We start from the raw sequence: 16,265 nt of genomic DNA on the forward strand, positions 1-16,265 counted from the left end.
GGGCCCAGCGTGCTCAGGCGGCCGCGAGTTCGGCCTCGATGAAATCCCTGACCTCGTCCGCCGCGACGCCCGGTGCGATGAAGCTTTTGCCGATGCCGCGCGCCAGGATAAAGGTCAGCACGCCGCGCTTGACTTTCTTGTCCTGGGTCATCGCAGCAACGATTTCCTCGGTGCTGCCCGCCCCGCCTGGCACCTGCTGCAATCGGCTCGGCAGGCCGACGGCATCGAGATGCGCCGCAACCCGCCCTGCATCCTGCCCCGAACAAAGCCCGAGCCGCTGCGAGAAGCGGAAGGCGAGCGCAAGGCCGATCGCCACGGCCTCGCCATGCACCAGCCGGCTCGCGTCATATGCGGTCAGGCGCTCCAGCGCGTGAGCGAAGGTGTGGCCGAGATTGAGCAAGGCGCGGTCCCCCTCCTCGCGTTCGTCCCGCGCCACGATTGCCGCCTTGGCGCGGCAGGATACGGCGACAGCATGATCGCGCTCGGGGCCACCTGCAATGATGCGGCTCCAGTTGACTTCGCACCAATCGAAGAAATTCGGGTCGCCGATCAGCCCATATTTCACGACCTCGGCATAGCCCGCCTTGAACTCCCGCTCGCTCAGCGTATCGAGCAGCGCCGTGTCGGCAATGACGAGGGCGGGCTGGTGGAAGGCGCCGATCAGGTTCTTGCCATGCGAGGAGTTGATCCCGGTCTTGCCACCAACGGAGGAATCGACCTGCGACAGCAAGGTCGTCGGGATCTGCACGAAGCGCACGCCGCGCCTGAGCACGGCTGCTGCGAAGCCAGTCAGGTCGCCGACCACCCCGCCACCGAAGGCGATGACGAGGTCGTTGCGCTCGATCTTCGCAGCGAGCAGCGCATCGCAGAGCGCCGCGAACCGGGCATAGGATTTCGACGCCTCGCCGGGCGGGATCTCGATCCGCGTGGTCGCGACCCCGGCCTGTTGGAGGCATGTTTCAAAGGCGGGCGCGTGCAGCCCGGCAACATGCTCGTCGGTGACCAGCGCCGCCTTGGCGCCAGGCGCGAAGCTGGCGATCAGGCTCGCCGCCTCGCAAAGCTGGTGGCGGCCGATATGGATGTCGTAGCTGCGCCCTTCGAGCGCAACGGGAACCACGATCCGCGCGCCGGACTTCTCGTTCGCAGGTTTGGTCATGTCTTCGCTCTCAGCAGCTCAAAGGTTCTCAAGGGAACGCAAATGGCGATCGAGCGCGACTATCGCCTCCTCGACGACGACCTCATGGGGATCGTCGCGCGAGGTCACCGTCACATCAGCCAGAGCATAGACCGGTTCGCGCTCCGCCAGCATCCGCCGCATCGTCGCTTCAGGGTCGGCAGTCTGCAGCAATGGCCGGTTGGAACGCTTGCGCACCCGGCGCATCAGCACGTCGGCATCCGCCTTGAGCCAGATCGAGATGCCAAGCTCGATGATGCGCTCACGCGTTTCCGCGTTCATGAAGGCGCCGCCCCCGGTCGCGAGCACGAGCGGCGCGCGCGTCGCCAGAACCCGGCTGATGACGCGCCTCTCGCCATCACGGAACTCGGTTTCGCCGCGCTGCGCGAAAATCTCTGGAATCGTCATGCCGGCCGCGGTCTCGATTTCGACGTCGGCATCGACGAAAGGCAGGCCGAGCCGCGTTGCCAGCCGCCGCCCGACCGAACTCTTGCCCGAGCCCATCATGCCGACGAGCACGACCGCGCGCTTCCCGAGCAGACTGCGCAGCTCGGAATTGTCCAGGTTCTCGATGGGGTCGGCTATTGTCATCGCGGCATGTCCTCGCAGCCGGTCTAGCATGAGCTGTCAGCCGACGTCATGCCCTCACGACGCTGATGAACCGGTCTGCACTTGCGCGAACCGCCAGGCATCGGGAATAACCGGATAGTCCTGAATCGGGGCAAGGTTCCAGGAGACATCCGGCCCGTGCCGACCCTCTTCAGATTCATCGCCTTTCTCGCCATCGTCGGCGGGCTGATCTTCGCCGGGATGGTCGCGCTGGTCACCTTCGTCCAGCCCGAGCAGCGCGAGATGGTCGAGATCGTGCCACCGTCCAAGCTGCAGCAGCGATGAGCCGGCTGGCTCGCAGCCGGATCACGGCCTTTCTCGACATGCTCGCGGCAGAGCGCGGCGCGGCGAAGAACACGCTCGAGGCTTATGAGCGCGACCTCGACGACTATACCGGCTTCATCGCCGGACGCGGTGACCTCGGCTCCATCGTCGCCCAGGACATCCGGGACTGGCTCGCCGATCTTGCCGCCCGTGGATTGAAGGCGTCATCGACCGCGCGCCGGCTTTCCGCGGTGCGCCAGTTCCATCGCTTCCTCTATACGGAAGGGCTGACGGGCGCCGACCCCTCCGCCGCGATCGACGGACCAAGGCAGGGCCGGCCGCTGCCCAAGGTCGTTTCCGTCGCCGATGTCGATCGCCTGATCGAGACGGCGCGGCTCCTCAGCGAACGCGATGGTCTTTCCCCGGCGGCACGGCTGAAGGCCCTGCGCATGCGCTGCCTGATCGAAATGCTCTACGCCACGGGCCTGCGCGTGTCCGAACTGATGGCGTTGCCGCTCTCAGCGGCAACGACGCGCGAGCGCTTCCTTGTCGTGCGCGGCAAGGGCAACAAGGACCGTCTGGTGCCGCTGAACGACGCCGCCCGCGAGGCCGCACGCAGCTATCTGGAGGCCCTGCGCCAGGCTGGAAGCGCGGACGGCCGCTGGCTCTTCCCGTCCGACGGCGAGAGTGGGCATCTGACGCGCCAGGCCTTTGGCCGCGACCTCAAAATGCTGGCCGGGGCAGCCGGCTTATCCGCGGCGCTGAGCCCGCACGTGCTGCGCCACGCCTTCGCCAGCCATCTGCTGCAGAACGGTGCGGATCTTCGCGTCGTGCAGGAACTGCTCGGCCATGCCGATATCGCCACGACCCAGATCTACACCCATGTCCTCGACGAGCGCCTGAAGAGCATGGTGCGCGACCTGCACCCGCTGGCCGACGAGAGCTGATCGCCAGGCCCCGGGAAGACCGGAATTGCGAGGCCGCCCCGATCAGCGCGGGCCTTCTGCAAGGGCAAGCGTGCCGAGGCGGGCGGCGACGGCCCTTGCCGCCATTTCGAGATCTCGGGGCCCTGAGCGGTGATCGAAAGTGCGCCAGGTCAGGGCGCTCTGGATCGGCGGCAGATCAATCTCGATGAACTCGACGCCAGGATGGGCGAAGTAGTTCCGGGCTCGCGAGGTCAAGGTCATGACGCATTGGCCGGCTGCGACCGCGACCAGCCCTTCTCGCACCGTCGCGATCTCGGGACCGTTGGCGATGGCCTGCCCCGACGGGGTCACACGCGGAAAATGATAGTTGCACCACTCGTCGGACGCTGCGCCGGCGGGCAATCGGACCATTCGCTCGTATTGCAGCTCTTCTGGATCCACCAGCTTGTTGGCCGCCAGGCGGTGTCCGCTCGGCACAACGAGCGTGCGTGCATCCTGGAAGAGAATGGCGCCTCGCGTCAGGCTGTGTGTCGCAAGCGGCAGCCGCGCCAGCGCCACGTCGACCTTCCCGTCCAGGACCGCCGATCCCTGGTTCAGATAGTTGAGCTCGACGAAGCGGAGCGAGATGTCGGGACGAGAGCGCGCGAATTCCGCAACCACCGCCGATGTGAGCTCGTAGAATCCACCGCCGAGATAGCCGACGAGCAATTCCGTCTGCTGGCCCTGAGCGCGTTTGCGCGCATCGCCAAGCGCCGCCCTGAGAGCATTGACCGGCGGTTCGAGATCCTTCAGCAGAGCTTGCCCGAGAGCTGTGAGCGATACGCGCCGGCTCGTCCGCTCAAACAGCCGACCTCCGAGATGGCTCTCGAGAGATTTGATCGACTCCGATACGACGGATTGCTTCACGCCCAGTGCTTCGGCGGCCTGGCCGAAGTGCAGCCGGTGAGCCACGGCCAGGAAGCACTCGAGTTTGCGGAGATCCATGGCACCTGATCAATCGGAAATGCCGATTGATAAAGATGTTCTGCGGCGTTGATCAAGAGGCACCATTCGCCAAAACCTCTTGAAAATGCACCCGCTCCCGCAGCCAGCGCGAAGGCGGATCAGGAGGTCACGCGAATGGACGTTTCAACCACCCCCGTGGAATTTCGCGTAGGCGAGGACGTCGTTCGCGGCTCCATCTATCTGCCGTCGACGAGCCAGCCGCTTTCCGCCGTTGCGCTCGGACACGGCTGGGGAATGGTCGCAGGCGGCGATCTTGAGGACTATGCCCGCGTGATTGCGGCAAAGGGCATCGCCTGCCTGACCTTCGATTATCGGCGGCTCGGCAAGAGCTCCGGGCTGCCCCGGCAGGAGATCGATCCCGCCTGGCAGCAGGAGGACTACAGGACCGCGATCACCTATCTGTGCGCACGCCCAGAGATCGATGCGCAACGCATCGGCATCTGGGGGACCAGTTATAGCGGCGGCCATGTCCTCGCAGTCGGGGCTACCGATCGGCGCGTAAAATGCGTGGTGAGCCAGGTTCCGACGATCAGCGGCTACCTGTCCGGCCTGCGGAAGGTGCATCCGCGCCACGCCGAGACGCTCCAGCGCTTCTTCGCGGATGACCGGTTGGCGCGCCTGAACGGGCAACCCCCAGGCACGATGCGCGAGGTCGGGCAGGACGAGGGGCCGGACGTCGCCTATCCCGGCGCGGAATCATACGACTACATGATCGGCCAGGCCGCGCGCTGCCCCGAATGGCGCAACGAAGTGACCATCCGCTCTCTCGAACTCGCGCGCAGCTACGAGCCCGGTCAATGGGTGTCGCGGATCGGGCCCGCAGCGCTCCTGATGATCGTTGCCGACAACGACCTTCAGACGCCGACCGATCTTCAGCTCGACGCCTTCACGCAGGCGCGCGAGCCCAAGGAATTGCTGCTGCTCCAGGGCGGCCATTACTCCGCTTACCAGCAGCATTTCGGGACCACGAGCAGCGCGGCAGCGCGCTGGTTCTCGACCCATCTCTAAACAGAACGGCCGAAGAGCCATCAGGGAGGAATTCATGTCAGCCGATATTCTGGCGGGCGGCGAGGCCGCGCGTCCGCATGATCGCGTCGCCAGGAGCAAATCGCTCCAGTCGCTCCGAGCAGCCGCCGTCGGGAATCTGCTCGAGTGGTTCGACTGGACGCTCTATGGCACCTTCGCCGTCTATCTCGCAGCCAACTTCTTCGAGAAGACGGACTCCGCATCCGCGCTGCTCTCGACGCTCGCCGTCTTTGCGGTTGGTTTCGTTGCGAGACCGATCGGAGGCATCATCTTCGGGCGTTTCGGCGATCGGATCGGCCGCAAGAACACCCTGATCGTGACGATGTCGACGATGGCTGCGGCCAGCCTGATGATCGCCCTCATCCCCTCCTACGCGAGCATCGGGATCTGGGCGTCGGCACTGTTGCTGATCGCACGCCTGCTGCAGGGCCTGGCGCATGGCGGAGAGTCCGGCGTCTCCTATGCCTATGTTGCAGAGATCGCTCCCGCCGAACGGCGCGGCCTTTGGGCAAGCAGCGTCTTCATCAGCGTGACGCTCGGCGTCATGGCGGCGACCCTCCTCGGTATCGTGCTGACGTCGCTATTCTCGCCGGCGGACATGATGGCCTATGGCTGGCGTCTCGGCTTCGCCTTCGGTGGTATCCTCGGTCTGTTCGCGCTCTACATGCGCCGCGCCGCGCATGAGTCCCCGGTCTATGACGCGGACGAAGCCACACCTGCGGTTGTCGCGCCGATGAATGGCCGCGACAAACTCCAGATCCTGCTGAAGGTGGTCTTCTTCTCGGCCGGCTCCAATGTCGCCTACTACACCTGGGTGACCTTCGCTCCGAGCTTTGCGATCTCCGCGCGCGGAATGGATGCCCGCGGAGCCTTCATCGCGAGCCTGCTCGCTCAACTCGTCGTTCTCTGTCTGCTGCCCTTGTTCGGGCACCTCGCAGACAAGGTCGGCCGCAAGCCGATGGTGTTCATCTATGGGCTCGGACTGATCCTGGCTCCGATCCCGGTCGCAGCGATCCTGACAAACGAGCCCTGGACCCTCTTCCTCTCTCAAGGCATCGGCCTGGCCGTCTGGGCGATCATCGCCTCGATCTACCCGACCCTGATCGCAGAGCAGATCCCGACCCAGCAGCGGGCGCTCGGAGTCGGCTTCCTGTCGTCGCTTTCGGTCGCGATTTTCGGAGGCACGGCCCCTTATCTCAACGCCTGGCTGAGCTCGATCGGACTGTCCTGGGTGTTCTCGCTCTACATCATGGTCCTCGGCGCCCTCGCCGTCATCGCCGCCATCATGATCCGCGAAACCAGCGGCGTGCCCCTCAGCCAGATCCGCAGCGGTCGCTGACCAGCCGGGCCGCCCAGCGTGCGGCCCATTTTCCAGGAACGGGATTATGCAAGATTGCCAAAAGGCCCATCGGGGCAAGATCGCCGTCGTGACCGGCGCGAGCGGCGGTATTGGAGCAGCTATCTGCGCAAAGCTGAATGCAGAGGGCGCCAAGGTCGTTGCGCTCGACCGCCAGGATGGAACAGGGTCCGCCGGCATCGATCGCCGGATTGTCGACATCGCGAATACCGCCGCCTTGCAGGACACCGTCGCTCAGATCGCGTCCGATCACGGCCGCATCGACATCTGGGTGAACAACGCGGGCTTCCTGGAGCGCCAGGCTGCGCTCGACATTACGGTCGAAGACTGGAGCAAGTCGATCGGCGTCAATCTGACGGCAGCGTTCTTCGGGGCGCAAGCTGCTGCGCGGGTCATGAAGGACAGCGGCGGAGGTTCGATCATCAACCTGTCGAGCTATGCCGGCCTCAAGGCCCGGCCCAACTGCGCTCACTATGCAGCTGCCAAGGCCGCAATCGCTCATCTGACATCATGTCTCGCCATCGAGTGGGGGCCCCTGAACATTCGCGTGAACGCCATCGCCCCCGGCTATATCGAGACCCCGATGAGCGCATGGATGCATGCCGACCCCGAGCAGAAGGCGATCTATCTCGGTCGCACGCCACTCGGACGCATGGGGCAGCCGACAGAGATCGCGGATTCCGTGAGCTTCCTCGCTTCCGATGCCGCCGGCTACATCACCGGCCACGTTCTGGGTGTCGACGGAGGCATCGGCAGGTCATGAGTTCGTCCTTCTGGCAGGATCGGGTCTTCGTCGTCACCGGTGGGGCAAGAGGGCAAGGCGCAGCCGAGGTATCCCGCCTTCTCGCAGTTGGCGCGAAGGTCGTGGTTGCCGACGTGCTCGGCCCCGACGACCCGCATTGGTCAGTGCTCGGTGGCACGACGGACAGGCTGTGTGTCGTCACGGCCGACATATCGCAGGAAGAATCCTGGGCGGAGATCCTTGCTGCTGCCGGCACGCTTGGAGGCTCGCTCTCGGGGCTCGTCAACAACGCCGGCATCACGCTGCGCAAGACCGTCACGGAGACCACGCATGACGAGTGGCTGGCTGTGCTGAACGTCAACCTCAATGCCGCCTTCCTCGGCATCCGGCACCTTGCGCCGCACATGGCCGACGGCGGGTCGATCGTGAACGTGTCTTCCACAGCGGGACTCACCGGCTATTTCAGCGCCGCCTATACCGCCAGCAAATGGGGGCTGCGCGGTCTGGCGAAGGCTGCTGCCATCGAACTGGCGGCACGCGGAATTCGGGTGAACACGATCTGCCCGGGGCTGGTCGATACCCCGATGATCAATCAGCCCAATGGAGGCTACGACGCTCAGCGTGCAACCGCCTTCTTCGAAGGGAACCGGATGATGACGCCGCTCGCGCGTGGTGCCGATCCGGACGAGATCGCCGGCGCGGTGATGTTCCTGCTCGGACCCGATAGCCGCTTCATCACCGGCACGGATCTCGCCGTCGATGGTGGCATGATCGGCGCCGGCATCTACACGAAGATCGGGCGCGACGTCGGGACTGTGCAGCCCGCCTAATCGCAACACGCCTCCGTCCTTCATCGGCGATGCAACCTCGATCGCTCAGGTGAAAGGCCGTTGCATGAGACGACATCGTCTGTTAAACGTTTTACAGTTAAACGTTTAACAGGCTAATGCGGTGAGCGCAAAGCGGATCACGATCAAGGAGGTGGCGGCACTCGCCGGCGTGTCGATCGCCACGGTGTCGAACGTCTTCAGCGGCAACAAGCCGGTCAATGCCGATCTTCAGCAGCGGGTCCAGAAGGCGGCGCGCGAGCTGTCCTACCAGGTCGACCGCGCTGCCTCGCAGCTTCGTTCGGGGCAGGCAAAGGTCGTGGGCGTGCTCGTACCAGACCTGGACGACGTGTTCTTCACCTCACTGGTCTCCCAGCTCGAAGTAATGGCGCAGGCAGACGGTTATGACATCATCGTCGCCAGCTCGCGTGACGATACCGCTTTGGAACAATCGCGGCTGCGTGCCCTTCTCGCCTGGCGGCCTTCCGGCCTGATCGCGATACCCTGCAGCGACAATGTGCCCGCAGGACTCGAGCGCGAGATCGGTCGGCTGCCGCTCGTTTTCGCCGATCGCGTGCCGCCCGAAGGCTGCATCGTCGACACGGTCGCGATCGATAATCACGAAGCGGGCGAGATCGCGGCAAGACATCTGCTGGGCAGGGGCCATCGCGACATCGTCGTCGCGGCCTCGAGCCTCGCCATTTCGCCGATCCGCGAACGCACGCGCGGCGCCTGCGACCTGATCCGGGCGACGATCGGCCGCGAGCCAACTGTCGTCGAACTCGGTTCCAATGGCGAACGCGGGGCTGGCGCCTTCCTGCATTGGCTCGAGCGGCACAAGCGGCCGAGCGCAGTCATCGCGCTGACCAACGTCACAACGCTGAGCGCGCTGTCGGCGTTGGCTCGCCTGCGGCTCGATATCCCTGATCCGGTCTCCGTGGTGGGGTTCGACGACTATCCCTGGATGAGCGCGCGCAAGACTGGCCTCACCGCAATCCGGCAGCCTATCGCGGAGATCGCCGCAGCCGCCTGGCAGCGCCTGCGCGCGCGCATGGCGGGGGACGGATCGGCGCCGCAACGCATCGTCCTGCAGACAAGCCTGCAGGTCCGCGAGTCCGTTCGCGATCTCGGGCCCGGCGCTGCCGATGCTCGCGACAGCGATACCCCCGAACCGCTTCTGAACCCGGAGACGACGATCTCTACGCCCAAAGCCATGCATTGACGGACAAACTCATGTCCGCGCCACCGGGCCAAAAGAGCCCGGGTCGAAAGAATTCCTGGAGGAAAGAGTGCAGTCTGAAAGAACGGCACGGATTCTGCCGCTGCTCGCGCCGGTCCATCTGCTCATCCTGAGCGTGATCGTGCTGCCGTCGCTCTACGTGATATGGCTCAGCCTGAACACCTCGAGCTTCGGCCAGGCACCGAGCTTCGTCGGGGTTCAGAACTATATGCGCGTCCTCGCGGACCCGGCCTTTCACAGCGCGCTGCTGAACACGGTCGTGCTCGTCGTCGTGGCCGTCCATCTCGAACTGGCCGTCGGGCTCGGCATGGCGCTGCTCTTCGCCAGTGGCCTGCCGTTTCGCCGCTTCCTTCTCGTCGCCGTGCTCGCGCCCTATGCCGTCAGCGAGGTCACCGCCGTGGTGATGTGGCGCTTCCTGTTTGACCCTGATGCCGGGCCGGTCACGCTGGCCTTGCGGGCATTGAGCCTGCCGACGCTGGATTGGTCATTCGAGCCGTCGCACGCGATGGTGCTGATCGGGCTTCTGACGGTCTGGCTGCACCTGCCCTTCACCTTTGTGATCGTCTATGCGGCACGTCTCGCCATCCCCGCCGAGCTCTACGAGGCGGCGCGGATCGACGGCGCCACGCGCTGGCAGGCCTTCCGGCGCGTGACGCTGCCGCTGCTCGGCCCGGCGATGCTGATCGCGCTGCTCTTCCGGTACATCTTCGCCTTCCGCCTGTTCTCGGAGGCGTGGCTGCTGACCAAGGGCGGCCCGGCGCGTTCGACCGAAGTCGTGGCGATCTATCTCTATCAGGAGGCATTCAGCTTCAACGCCTTCGGGTCGGCGGCAGCGACAGCCTGGATCATGGTCGTGGTCTCGCTGCTGCTCGCGGGCGGCTATGTTCTTCTGCTGCGACGGGGAGGCATCTCCCATGCGCATTGAGCGTCTCCTCGTCGGGGCCGGCAAGGCTCTCGCTGTCGCCGCGATCCTGTTCTGGTCGCTGTTCCCCATCCTCTTCATCGCCATTTCCTCCCTGAAACCAGGTCAGGACATCTTCGCGGTCCCGCCGAAATGGCTCTTCACGCCGACGCTGAAGCACTATGCCGAGCTTTGGCGGTCCTGGGGTGTCTTCTTCGAGGCTCTGCTGAACAGCCTGCTGATCACGGTCGGCGCAACGCTGCTTGCCATCGTCGCCAGCGCCTGCGCGGGCTATGTCTATTCCCGCCATTCCAGCCGATGGCTGAGCGCCAGCATCGTCGGACTGATCGTCGTACGCCTCATCCCGCCGATCGTGGTGACGCTGCCGCTGTTCCCGATCGTCAACGCACTCGGCCTCAGCGACACGCATCTCGTGCTGATCCTGCTCTATGCGACCTTCTTCGTGTCGCTGGGGACGGTGCTGATGCGCACCTTCATGGACCAGATCCCGCGCGAGCTCGACGAGGCCGCCTCGATCGACGGCGCCAGCCGCATGACGATCCTGTTCAAGGTGATCGCGCCGCTGGCGATGCCGGGCGTTCTCGCCGTCGCGGTCTTCGTGATCGTCTTCTCCTGGAACGAGTTCCTGTTCGCCTTCATTTTCACGGCGACGCGCGCCAAGACCGCGCCGCTCGTCATCTCGGAGATGATCGGCTCCATCGACGGTGTCGACTGGGGGATCCTCTTTGCCGCCTCGACGGTGCAACTCGTGCCCGTCCTGCTCTTCGTCGTCTTCATGAACCGCTATCTCGTGGCCGGCCTCACCGCCGGTTCGACGAAGGGGTAGCCAATCAAAAAAGGGAGGAAGCCATGTCGAACAAGCCTGCAACAGACGTAACACGCCGCGGTTTCATGGCCGGGGCAGCCGGTGCCGCAGTCGCGCTCGCAACAGGGCCGGCTCTGTCCGCCGGCAAGACGCTGAACGTGCTCAGCCACAAGGTCCATCAGACCGTGCTTGGCAGCGGCGACGGCGATCTGCTGAAGGACTGGCGCAAGGCCAATGAGGCCGAGATCACCTTCACGACCTTCGACTCCAACCCGCTGCAGGACCGGCTCTTCCGGGAAGCGAGCCTGAAGGAGACCGAGTACGGCGTCGGATATCTCATCGACAACCGGCCAACCTCGCAGATCGCCGCGCTGTTCGAGCCGCTGGACGCCTATCAGAAGCAGGACCCGATCGAGGATTTCGGGGATATCGCGCCTGGTCTCGTGCAGGGAATGACGGTGGACGGCAAGCTGATCGGCATTCCGGTGCGCCATGCGACACAGGGCCTGTTCTACAACGAGGCGCTGCTGGAGGAAGCGGGGATCTCGGCGCCGCCGACGACCCTTGAGGAACTGATCGAGCAGGCGAGGAAGACGACCTTCACCTCCAAGGCCGGCACGCCGGTGACCGGCATGGTGCTGGCGAGCGATCTCGCCGTCTTTCCCGTGATGTTCGCCCGGGCCTATGGCGGGGACTTCATCAGCCCCGACCTCAAGCTGGTTCCCGACCGTGCCGCTCTCGAAGGCGGGCTCTCCGCCTTGCGCGGCATGTTCGAATCCGGCAGCCTGCCGCGCAGCTATGCGACGACCAAGAACGACGATCAGGTGACCTGGCTGCAACAGGGCCGCGCCGCCTTCACCGTCCTGCCTTTCGCCCGCGGCGCGCAGCTCAACAATCCCGAGCAGAGTAAATTTGCGGGCAAGATCAGGGCGGTCGAGTTCCCGATCACCGCCGGTCTCAAGGGCAAGATGCCGATGGCCGCCGTGGTCGAAGCCTGGGCCATGTCGATCCCGAAAAACGCCAAGGACAAGGCGCTAGCCTGGAGCTTCATCAAGGAGGTGTCGAGCAAGCGCGTGACGCTTGGCATGGCCGTCAATGGCAATGGCCCGGTGCGCGTCTCGACCTATGCCGACGAGGGCCTGAAGGCCAAGAACGCTCTCGCCGCCATCGAGGCCAAGGTGCTGGCGACGGCACGCGGCGCCTTCCCGCCATTTCCCGATGCGGCCCGGGCGCAAGCGACATTCCTCGAAGAGGTCCAACTCGCCGTGCTCGGGCGCAAGCCCGTCAAGGACGCGGTCAGCGCCATCATCGAACGCGTCAAGCCGATGATGCCGGCCTGATTGAACGATAACGGCCGGCGCCCCGGCGCCGGCCCCGCAACTGGATCAAGCAATGCCAATGGAAGGAAATCGCCACATGTCCACCACCGGGGTTCGCTTCATCGAGGAGCCGGCGCGCTCCATCCCCGTTTCAGCCGATTATGACGTGCTCGTCGTCGGCGGCGGGCCGTCCGGAATCACCGCCGCGCTGGCCGCAGCCGAGGACGGCCTGCGCGTCGGGCTCATCGAAAGCCGCAGTTTCGTCGGCGGCAACATGACGATCGGCCTGCCGGTGCTCGGCTTCCTCGGCCAGAAGGGCAACCAGATCATCGACGGGCTGCCGCAGAAATTCATCGAACGCCTGCGCAAGGAGCGTGATGGCGCAAGCGAGCACCGGCCCTGCCCGCTGCATATGGGCATCACGCTGGTGGAACCCGAAGCGGTCAAGACCGTGGCGCTCGAGATGCTGACCGAGGCTGGCGTCGATGTGCTGTTCTACACCTTCTTCGCCGGAGCGCTTGTCGAGAACGACATCATTCGCGGCATCATCACCGAGAGCAAGACCGGCCGCACCGCGATCCTCGCCAAGGTCGTCATCGACTGCAGCGGCGATGCCGATGTCGCCTATAGCGCCGGAGTGCCCACGGAAAAGGGCAATGCCGATGGCGGCATGCAGCCACCGACGCTGATGTTCTGCCTGGCCGGCGTCGACACCGATGCGCTTCGAATGAGCATCGCAAATGCTCCGCCGGAAGCACGCACCTACCTCACCGACTTCATTCCCGCCGAGTATTTCGGCCAGAATCGGCAGTTCATCGTCGTCGGCATGCGTGAGCTCATGGCCAAGGCCAAGGCCGAGCGCGGCCTGCAGATCCCAAATGAGCGGACCATCATCATCACCGGTCTGAAGAAGGGCGAGGTCTGGATCAACATGACCCGCGTCAAGGGCACGGATGGAACGAACGCCCGCAGCCTGACCAAGGGCGAGATCGAAGGCCGCGCCCAGATCGATGATATCGTCACCTATCTCGTCAATTACGTGCCGGGCTTCGACAAGGCCTATTTCACCAAGACCGCACCCTTCCTCGGCATCCGCGAGACACGCCGCATCATCGGCCAATACGTGATGACCCAGGAGGACGTGCTGTCCTGTCGCCATTTCGACGATGCGATCGCGGTGGCGAGCTATCCGATCGACATTCACCGCCCGTCCGACGACGGCTGTACCCTGATCTGGTGCGGCGACTGCTACGATATTCCGTACCGCTCGCTGGTCCCGCAGAAGATCGGCAATCTGCTGGTCGCCGGACGCAGCATCTCCGCGACGCATGAGGCCATGGGTGCGATCCGCGTCATGGCAACCTGCATGGCAATGGGCGAGGCGGCCGGGCGCGCGGCCAAGATCTCGGTCCGCGGCAACCGCCCGCCGGCCGATATCGACATCGAGGACCTGCGCCGCCAGCAACTCGAGCGCGGCGTCTACCTGCGTAATCCCGATGGGTCGCGTGCCGGGTCGCCAAATCGCGCCGCAGCCTGACCGCTCTGCACGGGGCGGCCGATGCCGCCCCTTCCGACAGGATCGCGAGGATATGACCGAGCATTTCATTGGCATCGATGTCGGCACTGCGAGCGCCCGCGCGGGAATCTTCGACCGGAACGGGCGCATGCTCGCGACGGCGAAGCGCGGCATCGCGCTCTATCGGGATGGGCCGGACATCGCCGAGCAATCGAGCGATGACATCTGGAATACGGTCTGCGCCTGCGTGCGCGAGGCCATGGCGATGGCGCGGCTCGCACCGGAGGCCATCGCCGGCATCGGCTTCGATGCGACATGCTCGCTGGTCGTGCTGGGGCAGAGTGGTGTTCCCCTGCCCGTCGGCCCCCATGGCGACCCAGACCGCAACATCATCGTCTGGATGGACCACCGTGCGCTCGACCAGGCCGAACGCATCAACCGCACGAACCATCCGGTCCTCGCCTATGTCGGCGGCACGATTTCGCCCGAGATGGAGACACCGAAACTGCTCTGGCTCAGGGAGAATCTGCCCGCCACCTATGATGCGGCCTGGCAGTTCCTTGACCTCGCCGACTTCCTGTCCTGGCGGGCAAGCGGCTCGCTGGCGCGCTCGACCTGCACGGTGACCTGCAAATGGACCTATCTCGCGCATGAAGCGCGCTGGGACGCAGGCTATTTCCACCAGATCGGGCTCGGCGATCTCGCCGACGAGGGCTTCGCCCGCATCGGCACGGAGATCGTTCCCGGAGGCACTGCGCTTGCGCGGGGACTGACCGAAGAGGCCGCGGCCGAACTCGGGCTGACGCCGGGTACTGCCGTCGCGGCGGGATTGATCGACGCTCATGCCGGCGGTGTCGGCTCGGTTGGTGTGTGCTCGTCGCACGGCACGGCCCTGACGCGCATGGCCTATGTCTTTGGAACCTCGGCCTGCACCATGGCAAGCAGCCAGGAGCCGATCTTCATCCCCGGCATTTGGGGGCCTTACTTCTCGGCGATGGCGCCTGATCTCTGGCTCAGCGAGGGCGGTCAATCCGGTGCCGGCGCCGCGATCGAACAATTGATCGGATTTCATCCCGCCGTGCCGGAAGCGCAGCACCGGGCCGCAGCGGAAGGCTGCACATTGCCGGACTGGCTCGCCGCGCAAGCTGGGAGGCGGGTGGGTGCCCCTTCGGAGGCCGCGCATCTTGCCAGGGGGCTCGTCGTCGTGCCGGATTTTCTCGGCAACCGGTCACCGCATGCCGATCCACAGGCACGGGCCCTGATCGCCGGCCTTGGCATGGAGCACGATCTCGACCATCTCGTCGCGCTCTATGTCGCCGGGCTGACGGGCATCGGCTACGGCCTCCGGCAGATCATCGACGCCAGCAGCGCCAAGGGAGCGACGATCGAAGCGATCGTGCTCAGCGGCGGCGCCGGCCGTACGCCGCTGATCCGGCAATTGCTCGCCGACTGTGCCGGGCTGCCCGTGCTCGTTCCGGAGGAGGTCGATCCCGTCCTTCTCGGCTCCGCGATGCTCGGCGCGACGGCAGCCGGGACTTTTCAGTGCCTCGCGCAAGCGATGGTCGAGATGGCGCCCGGTGCCCGCGTCTTCGCCCCGGTTGGCGGCGACATCTCGCGGCTGCACGACAGACGCTTTGCTGCCTTTGAAGCGCTGCAGGCAGCCGCGCGCGCAGCGCGCGATCTGCTGCAGGAGACGAAAGATCATGCCGTGTCGGAGGCGATGACGTGACGCAGGAACTGGCCGGAAAAGTCGCCGCGATTACCGGCGCCGCATCGGGAATCGGATTGGCCTGCGCGAAACGTCTGCTTGCGGCCGGCGCGCGCGTCGTTCTCGTCGATCGCGACCGCGAAGCACTGGCCCGCGTCACCGAACCTCTTGGCGCCGAGGCGATACCGCTTGTCGTGGACTTGGCCGATGCGGTCTCCGTTACCGGCATGATGCCGCAGATCCTCAGCCTGGCAGGCCAACTCGACATCTTCCACGCCAATGCCGGGGCCTATGTCGGCGGCCCCGTCAGCGACGGAGATCCCGACGCCTGGGATCGCATGCTGCATCTCAATATCAATGCCGTCTTCCGGAGCATCCACGCGGTGCTCCCGCACATGATCGCGCGCAAGACGGGCGATATCCTCGTCACCAGCTCGATCGCCGGCATCGTGCCGGTGGTGTGGGAGCCGATCTACACCGCCTCCAAACACGCGGTGCAAGCCTTCGTTCATACCCTGCGCCGCCAGGTCATTCCGCATGGGCTCCGTGTCGGGGCGGTCCTGCCGGGTCCGGTCGTGACGGCCCTCATCGCCGACTGGCCGCAGGAGAAGCTCGAGGCGGAACGAGCCAGGGGCGGCCTGATCGAGGCAGAGGAGGTCGCCGAAGCCGTGCATTTCATGTTGACCCGGCCACGGAACGTCACCATCCGGGATCTCGTGATCCTGCCCCAGAGCACCGACCTCTAGCCGGCGTTCCGGACACATCAACCGGCTGCCTTGCAGCCAGGAGGAAGGCGAGAGCAGAAAGCGCTCGCCCGGTCCTGGT

At 65.3% G+C, this 16,265-nt stretch carries 16 protein-coding genes; 13 read left to right on the top strand and 3 right to left on the bottom strand.

Features of this window, described 5'->3' with window-relative positions:
- Positions 1 to 13: 13 nt before the first annotated feature.
- Positions 14 to 1,156, bottom strand: coding sequence for a 3-dehydroquinate synthase (gene aroB, locus AB4099_RS07845; RefSeq protein WP_441477599.1), 1,143 nt, complete (start codon positions 1,154 to 1,156; stop codon positions 14 to 16).
- Positions 1,157 to 1,174: 18 nt separating this feature from the next.
- Positions 1,175 to 1,765: a shikimate kinase gene (locus AB4099_RS07850; protein ID WP_113518114.1), complete on the bottom strand. Its 591-nt coding sequence runs from the start codon at positions 1,763 to 1,765 to the stop codon at positions 1,175 to 1,177.
- A 156-nt stretch (positions 1,766 to 1,921) separates the two neighbouring features.
- Between AB4099_RS07850 and AB4099_RS07855 the strand changes: the two genes are divergently transcribed.
- Both AB4099_RS07855 and xerD read left to right on the top strand, forming a co-directional pair.
- Positions 1,922 to 2,068, top strand: coding sequence for a hypothetical protein (locus AB4099_RS07855; protein WP_043241958.1), 147 nt, complete (start codon positions 1,922 to 1,924; stop codon positions 2,066 to 2,068).
- Positions 2,065 to 2,994, top strand: a complete 930-nt coding sequence (xerD, locus tag AB4099_RS07860) for a site-specific tyrosine recombinase XerD (protein ID WP_441477600.1) — start codon at positions 2,065 to 2,067, stop codon at positions 2,992 to 2,994. The genes AB4099_RS07855 and xerD overlap by 4 nt, the downstream gene beginning before the upstream one ends.
- A gap of 42 nt (positions 2,995 to 3,036) precedes the next feature.
- Here the strand turns inward: xerD and AB4099_RS07865 are convergent, their stop codons facing one another.
- Positions 3,037 to 3,957 (bottom strand): LysR family transcriptional regulator, encoded by a 921-nt coding sequence (locus tag AB4099_RS07865; protein WP_441477601.1) that lies wholly within the window; start codon positions 3,955 to 3,957, stop codon positions 3,037 to 3,039.
- A 48-nt stretch (positions 3,958 to 4,005) separates the two neighbouring features.
- Between AB4099_RS07865 and AB4099_RS07870 the strand changes: the two genes are divergently transcribed.
- The 11 genes from AB4099_RS07870 to AB4099_RS07920 all read left to right on the top strand — a co-directional run bounded on the left by AB4099_RS07870 (position 4,006) and on the right by AB4099_RS07920 (position 16,186).
- Positions 4,006 to 4,986, top strand: coding sequence for an alpha/beta hydrolase (locus AB4099_RS07870; protein WP_441477602.1), 981 nt, complete (start codon positions 4,006 to 4,008; stop codon positions 4,984 to 4,986).
- A gap of 34 nt (positions 4,987 to 5,020) precedes the next feature.
- Positions 5,021 to 6,343 carry an MFS transporter gene (locus AB4099_RS07875; RefSeq protein WP_441477603.1) on the top strand — a complete coding sequence of 441 codons (1,323 nt, stop codon included), beginning with the start codon at positions 5,021 to 5,023 and terminating at the stop codon, positions 6,341 to 6,343.
- A 46-nt stretch (positions 6,344 to 6,389) separates the two neighbouring features.
- Positions 6,390 to 7,124, top strand: a complete 735-nt coding sequence (locus tag AB4099_RS07880) for an SDR family NAD(P)-dependent oxidoreductase (RefSeq protein WP_113518109.1) — start codon at positions 6,390 to 6,392, stop codon at positions 7,122 to 7,124.
- Positions 7,121 to 7,933: an SDR family NAD(P)-dependent oxidoreductase gene (locus tag AB4099_RS07885; RefSeq protein WP_113518108.1), complete on the top strand. Its 813-nt coding sequence runs from the start codon at positions 7,121 to 7,123 to the stop codon at positions 7,931 to 7,933. The genes AB4099_RS07880 and AB4099_RS07885 overlap by 4 nt, the downstream gene beginning before the upstream one ends.
- Before the next feature lie 121 nt (positions 7,934 to 8,054).
- Positions 8,055 to 9,152: a LacI family DNA-binding transcriptional regulator gene (locus tag AB4099_RS07890; protein WP_441477604.1), complete on the top strand. Its 1,098-nt coding sequence runs from the start codon at positions 8,055 to 8,057 to the stop codon at positions 9,150 to 9,152.
- 67 nt (positions 9,153 to 9,219) lie between these two features.
- Complete coding sequence (locus AB4099_RS07895) at positions 9,220 to 10,095, top strand: carbohydrate ABC transporter permease (protein ID WP_113518106.1); 876 nt, start codon at positions 9,220 to 9,222, stop codon at positions 10,093 to 10,095.
- Complete coding sequence (locus tag AB4099_RS07900) at positions 10,085 to 10,918, top strand: carbohydrate ABC transporter permease (protein ID WP_113518105.1); 834 nt, start codon at positions 10,085 to 10,087, stop codon at positions 10,916 to 10,918. Before AB4099_RS07895 ends, AB4099_RS07900 begins: the two co-directional genes overlap by 11 nt.
- 23 nt (positions 10,919 to 10,941) lie before the next feature.
- Complete coding sequence (locus tag AB4099_RS07905; protein ID WP_113518104.1) at positions 10,942 to 12,237, top strand: ABC transporter substrate-binding protein; 1,296 nt, start codon at positions 10,942 to 10,944, stop codon at positions 12,235 to 12,237.
- Positions 12,238 to 12,313: 76 nt separating this feature from the next.
- Positions 12,314 to 13,753: an FAD-dependent oxidoreductase gene (locus AB4099_RS07910; protein WP_113518142.1), complete on the top strand. Its 1,440-nt coding sequence runs from the start codon at positions 12,314 to 12,316 to the stop codon at positions 13,751 to 13,753.
- 52 nt (positions 13,754 to 13,805) lie between these two features.
- Entirely contained in the window at positions 13,806 to 15,461 is a 1,656-nt protein-coding gene (locus tag AB4099_RS07915) for an FGGY-family carbohydrate kinase (RefSeq protein ID WP_113518103.1), read from the top strand.
- Positions 15,458 to 16,186, top strand: a complete 729-nt coding sequence (locus tag AB4099_RS07920) for an SDR family oxidoreductase (RefSeq protein ID WP_113518102.1) — start codon at positions 15,458 to 15,460, stop codon at positions 16,184 to 16,186. The genes AB4099_RS07915 and AB4099_RS07920 overlap by 4 nt, the downstream gene beginning before the upstream one ends.
- Positions 16,187 to 16,265 lie beyond the last annotated feature (79 nt).

This window comes from Allobosea sp. 2KB_26 (genome assembly GCF_052115715.1).
Taxonomy (GTDB): Bacteria; Pseudomonadota; Alphaproteobacteria; order Rhizobiales; family Beijerinckiaceae; genus Allobosea.

What these genes read in the sequence shown, in the direction of transcription:
- AB4099_RS07865 (WP_441477601.1), bottom strand. Translation starts at nt 3,957, where the DNA reads ATGGATCTCCGCAAACTCGAGTGCTTCCTGGCCGTGGCTCACCGGCTG.
- AB4099_RS07915 (WP_113518103.1), top strand. Translation starts at nt 13,806, where the DNA reads ATGACCGAGCATTTCATTGGCATCGATGTCGGCACTGCGAGCGCCCGC.
- AB4099_RS07900 (WP_113518105.1), top strand. Translation starts at nt 10,085, where the DNA reads ATGCGCATTGAGCGTCTCCTCGTCGGGGCCGGCAAGGCTCTCGCTGTC.
- AB4099_RS07910 (WP_113518142.1), top strand. Translation starts at nt 12,314, where the DNA reads ATGTCCACCACCGGGGTTCGCTTCATCGAGGAGCCGGCGCGCTCCATC.
- AB4099_RS07880 (WP_113518109.1), top strand. Translation starts at nt 6,390, where the DNA reads ATGCAAGATTGCCAAAAGGCCCATCGGGGCAAGATCGCCGTCGTGACC.
- AB4099_RS07905 (WP_113518104.1), top strand. Translation starts at nt 10,942, where the DNA reads ATGTCGAACAAGCCTGCAACAGACGTAACACGCCGCGGTTTCATGGCC.
- aroB (WP_441477599.1), bottom strand. Translation starts at nt 1,156, where the DNA reads ATGACCAAACCTGCGAACGAGAAGTCCGGCGCGCGGATCGTGGTTCCC.
- xerD (WP_441477600.1), top strand. Translation starts at nt 2,065, where the DNA reads ATGAGCCGGCTGGCTCGCAGCCGGATCACGGCCTTTCTCGACATGCTC.
- AB4099_RS07850 (WP_113518114.1), bottom strand. Translation starts at nt 1,765, where the DNA reads ATGACAATAGCCGACCCCATCGAGAACCTGGACAATTCCGAGCTGCGC.
- AB4099_RS07875 (WP_441477603.1), top strand. Translation starts at nt 5,021, where the DNA reads ATGTCAGCCGATATTCTGGCGGGCGGCGAGGCCGCGCGTCCGCATGAT.
- AB4099_RS07885 (WP_113518108.1), top strand. Translation starts at nt 7,121, where the DNA reads ATGAGTTCGTCCTTCTGGCAGGATCGGGTCTTCGTCGTCACCGGTGGG.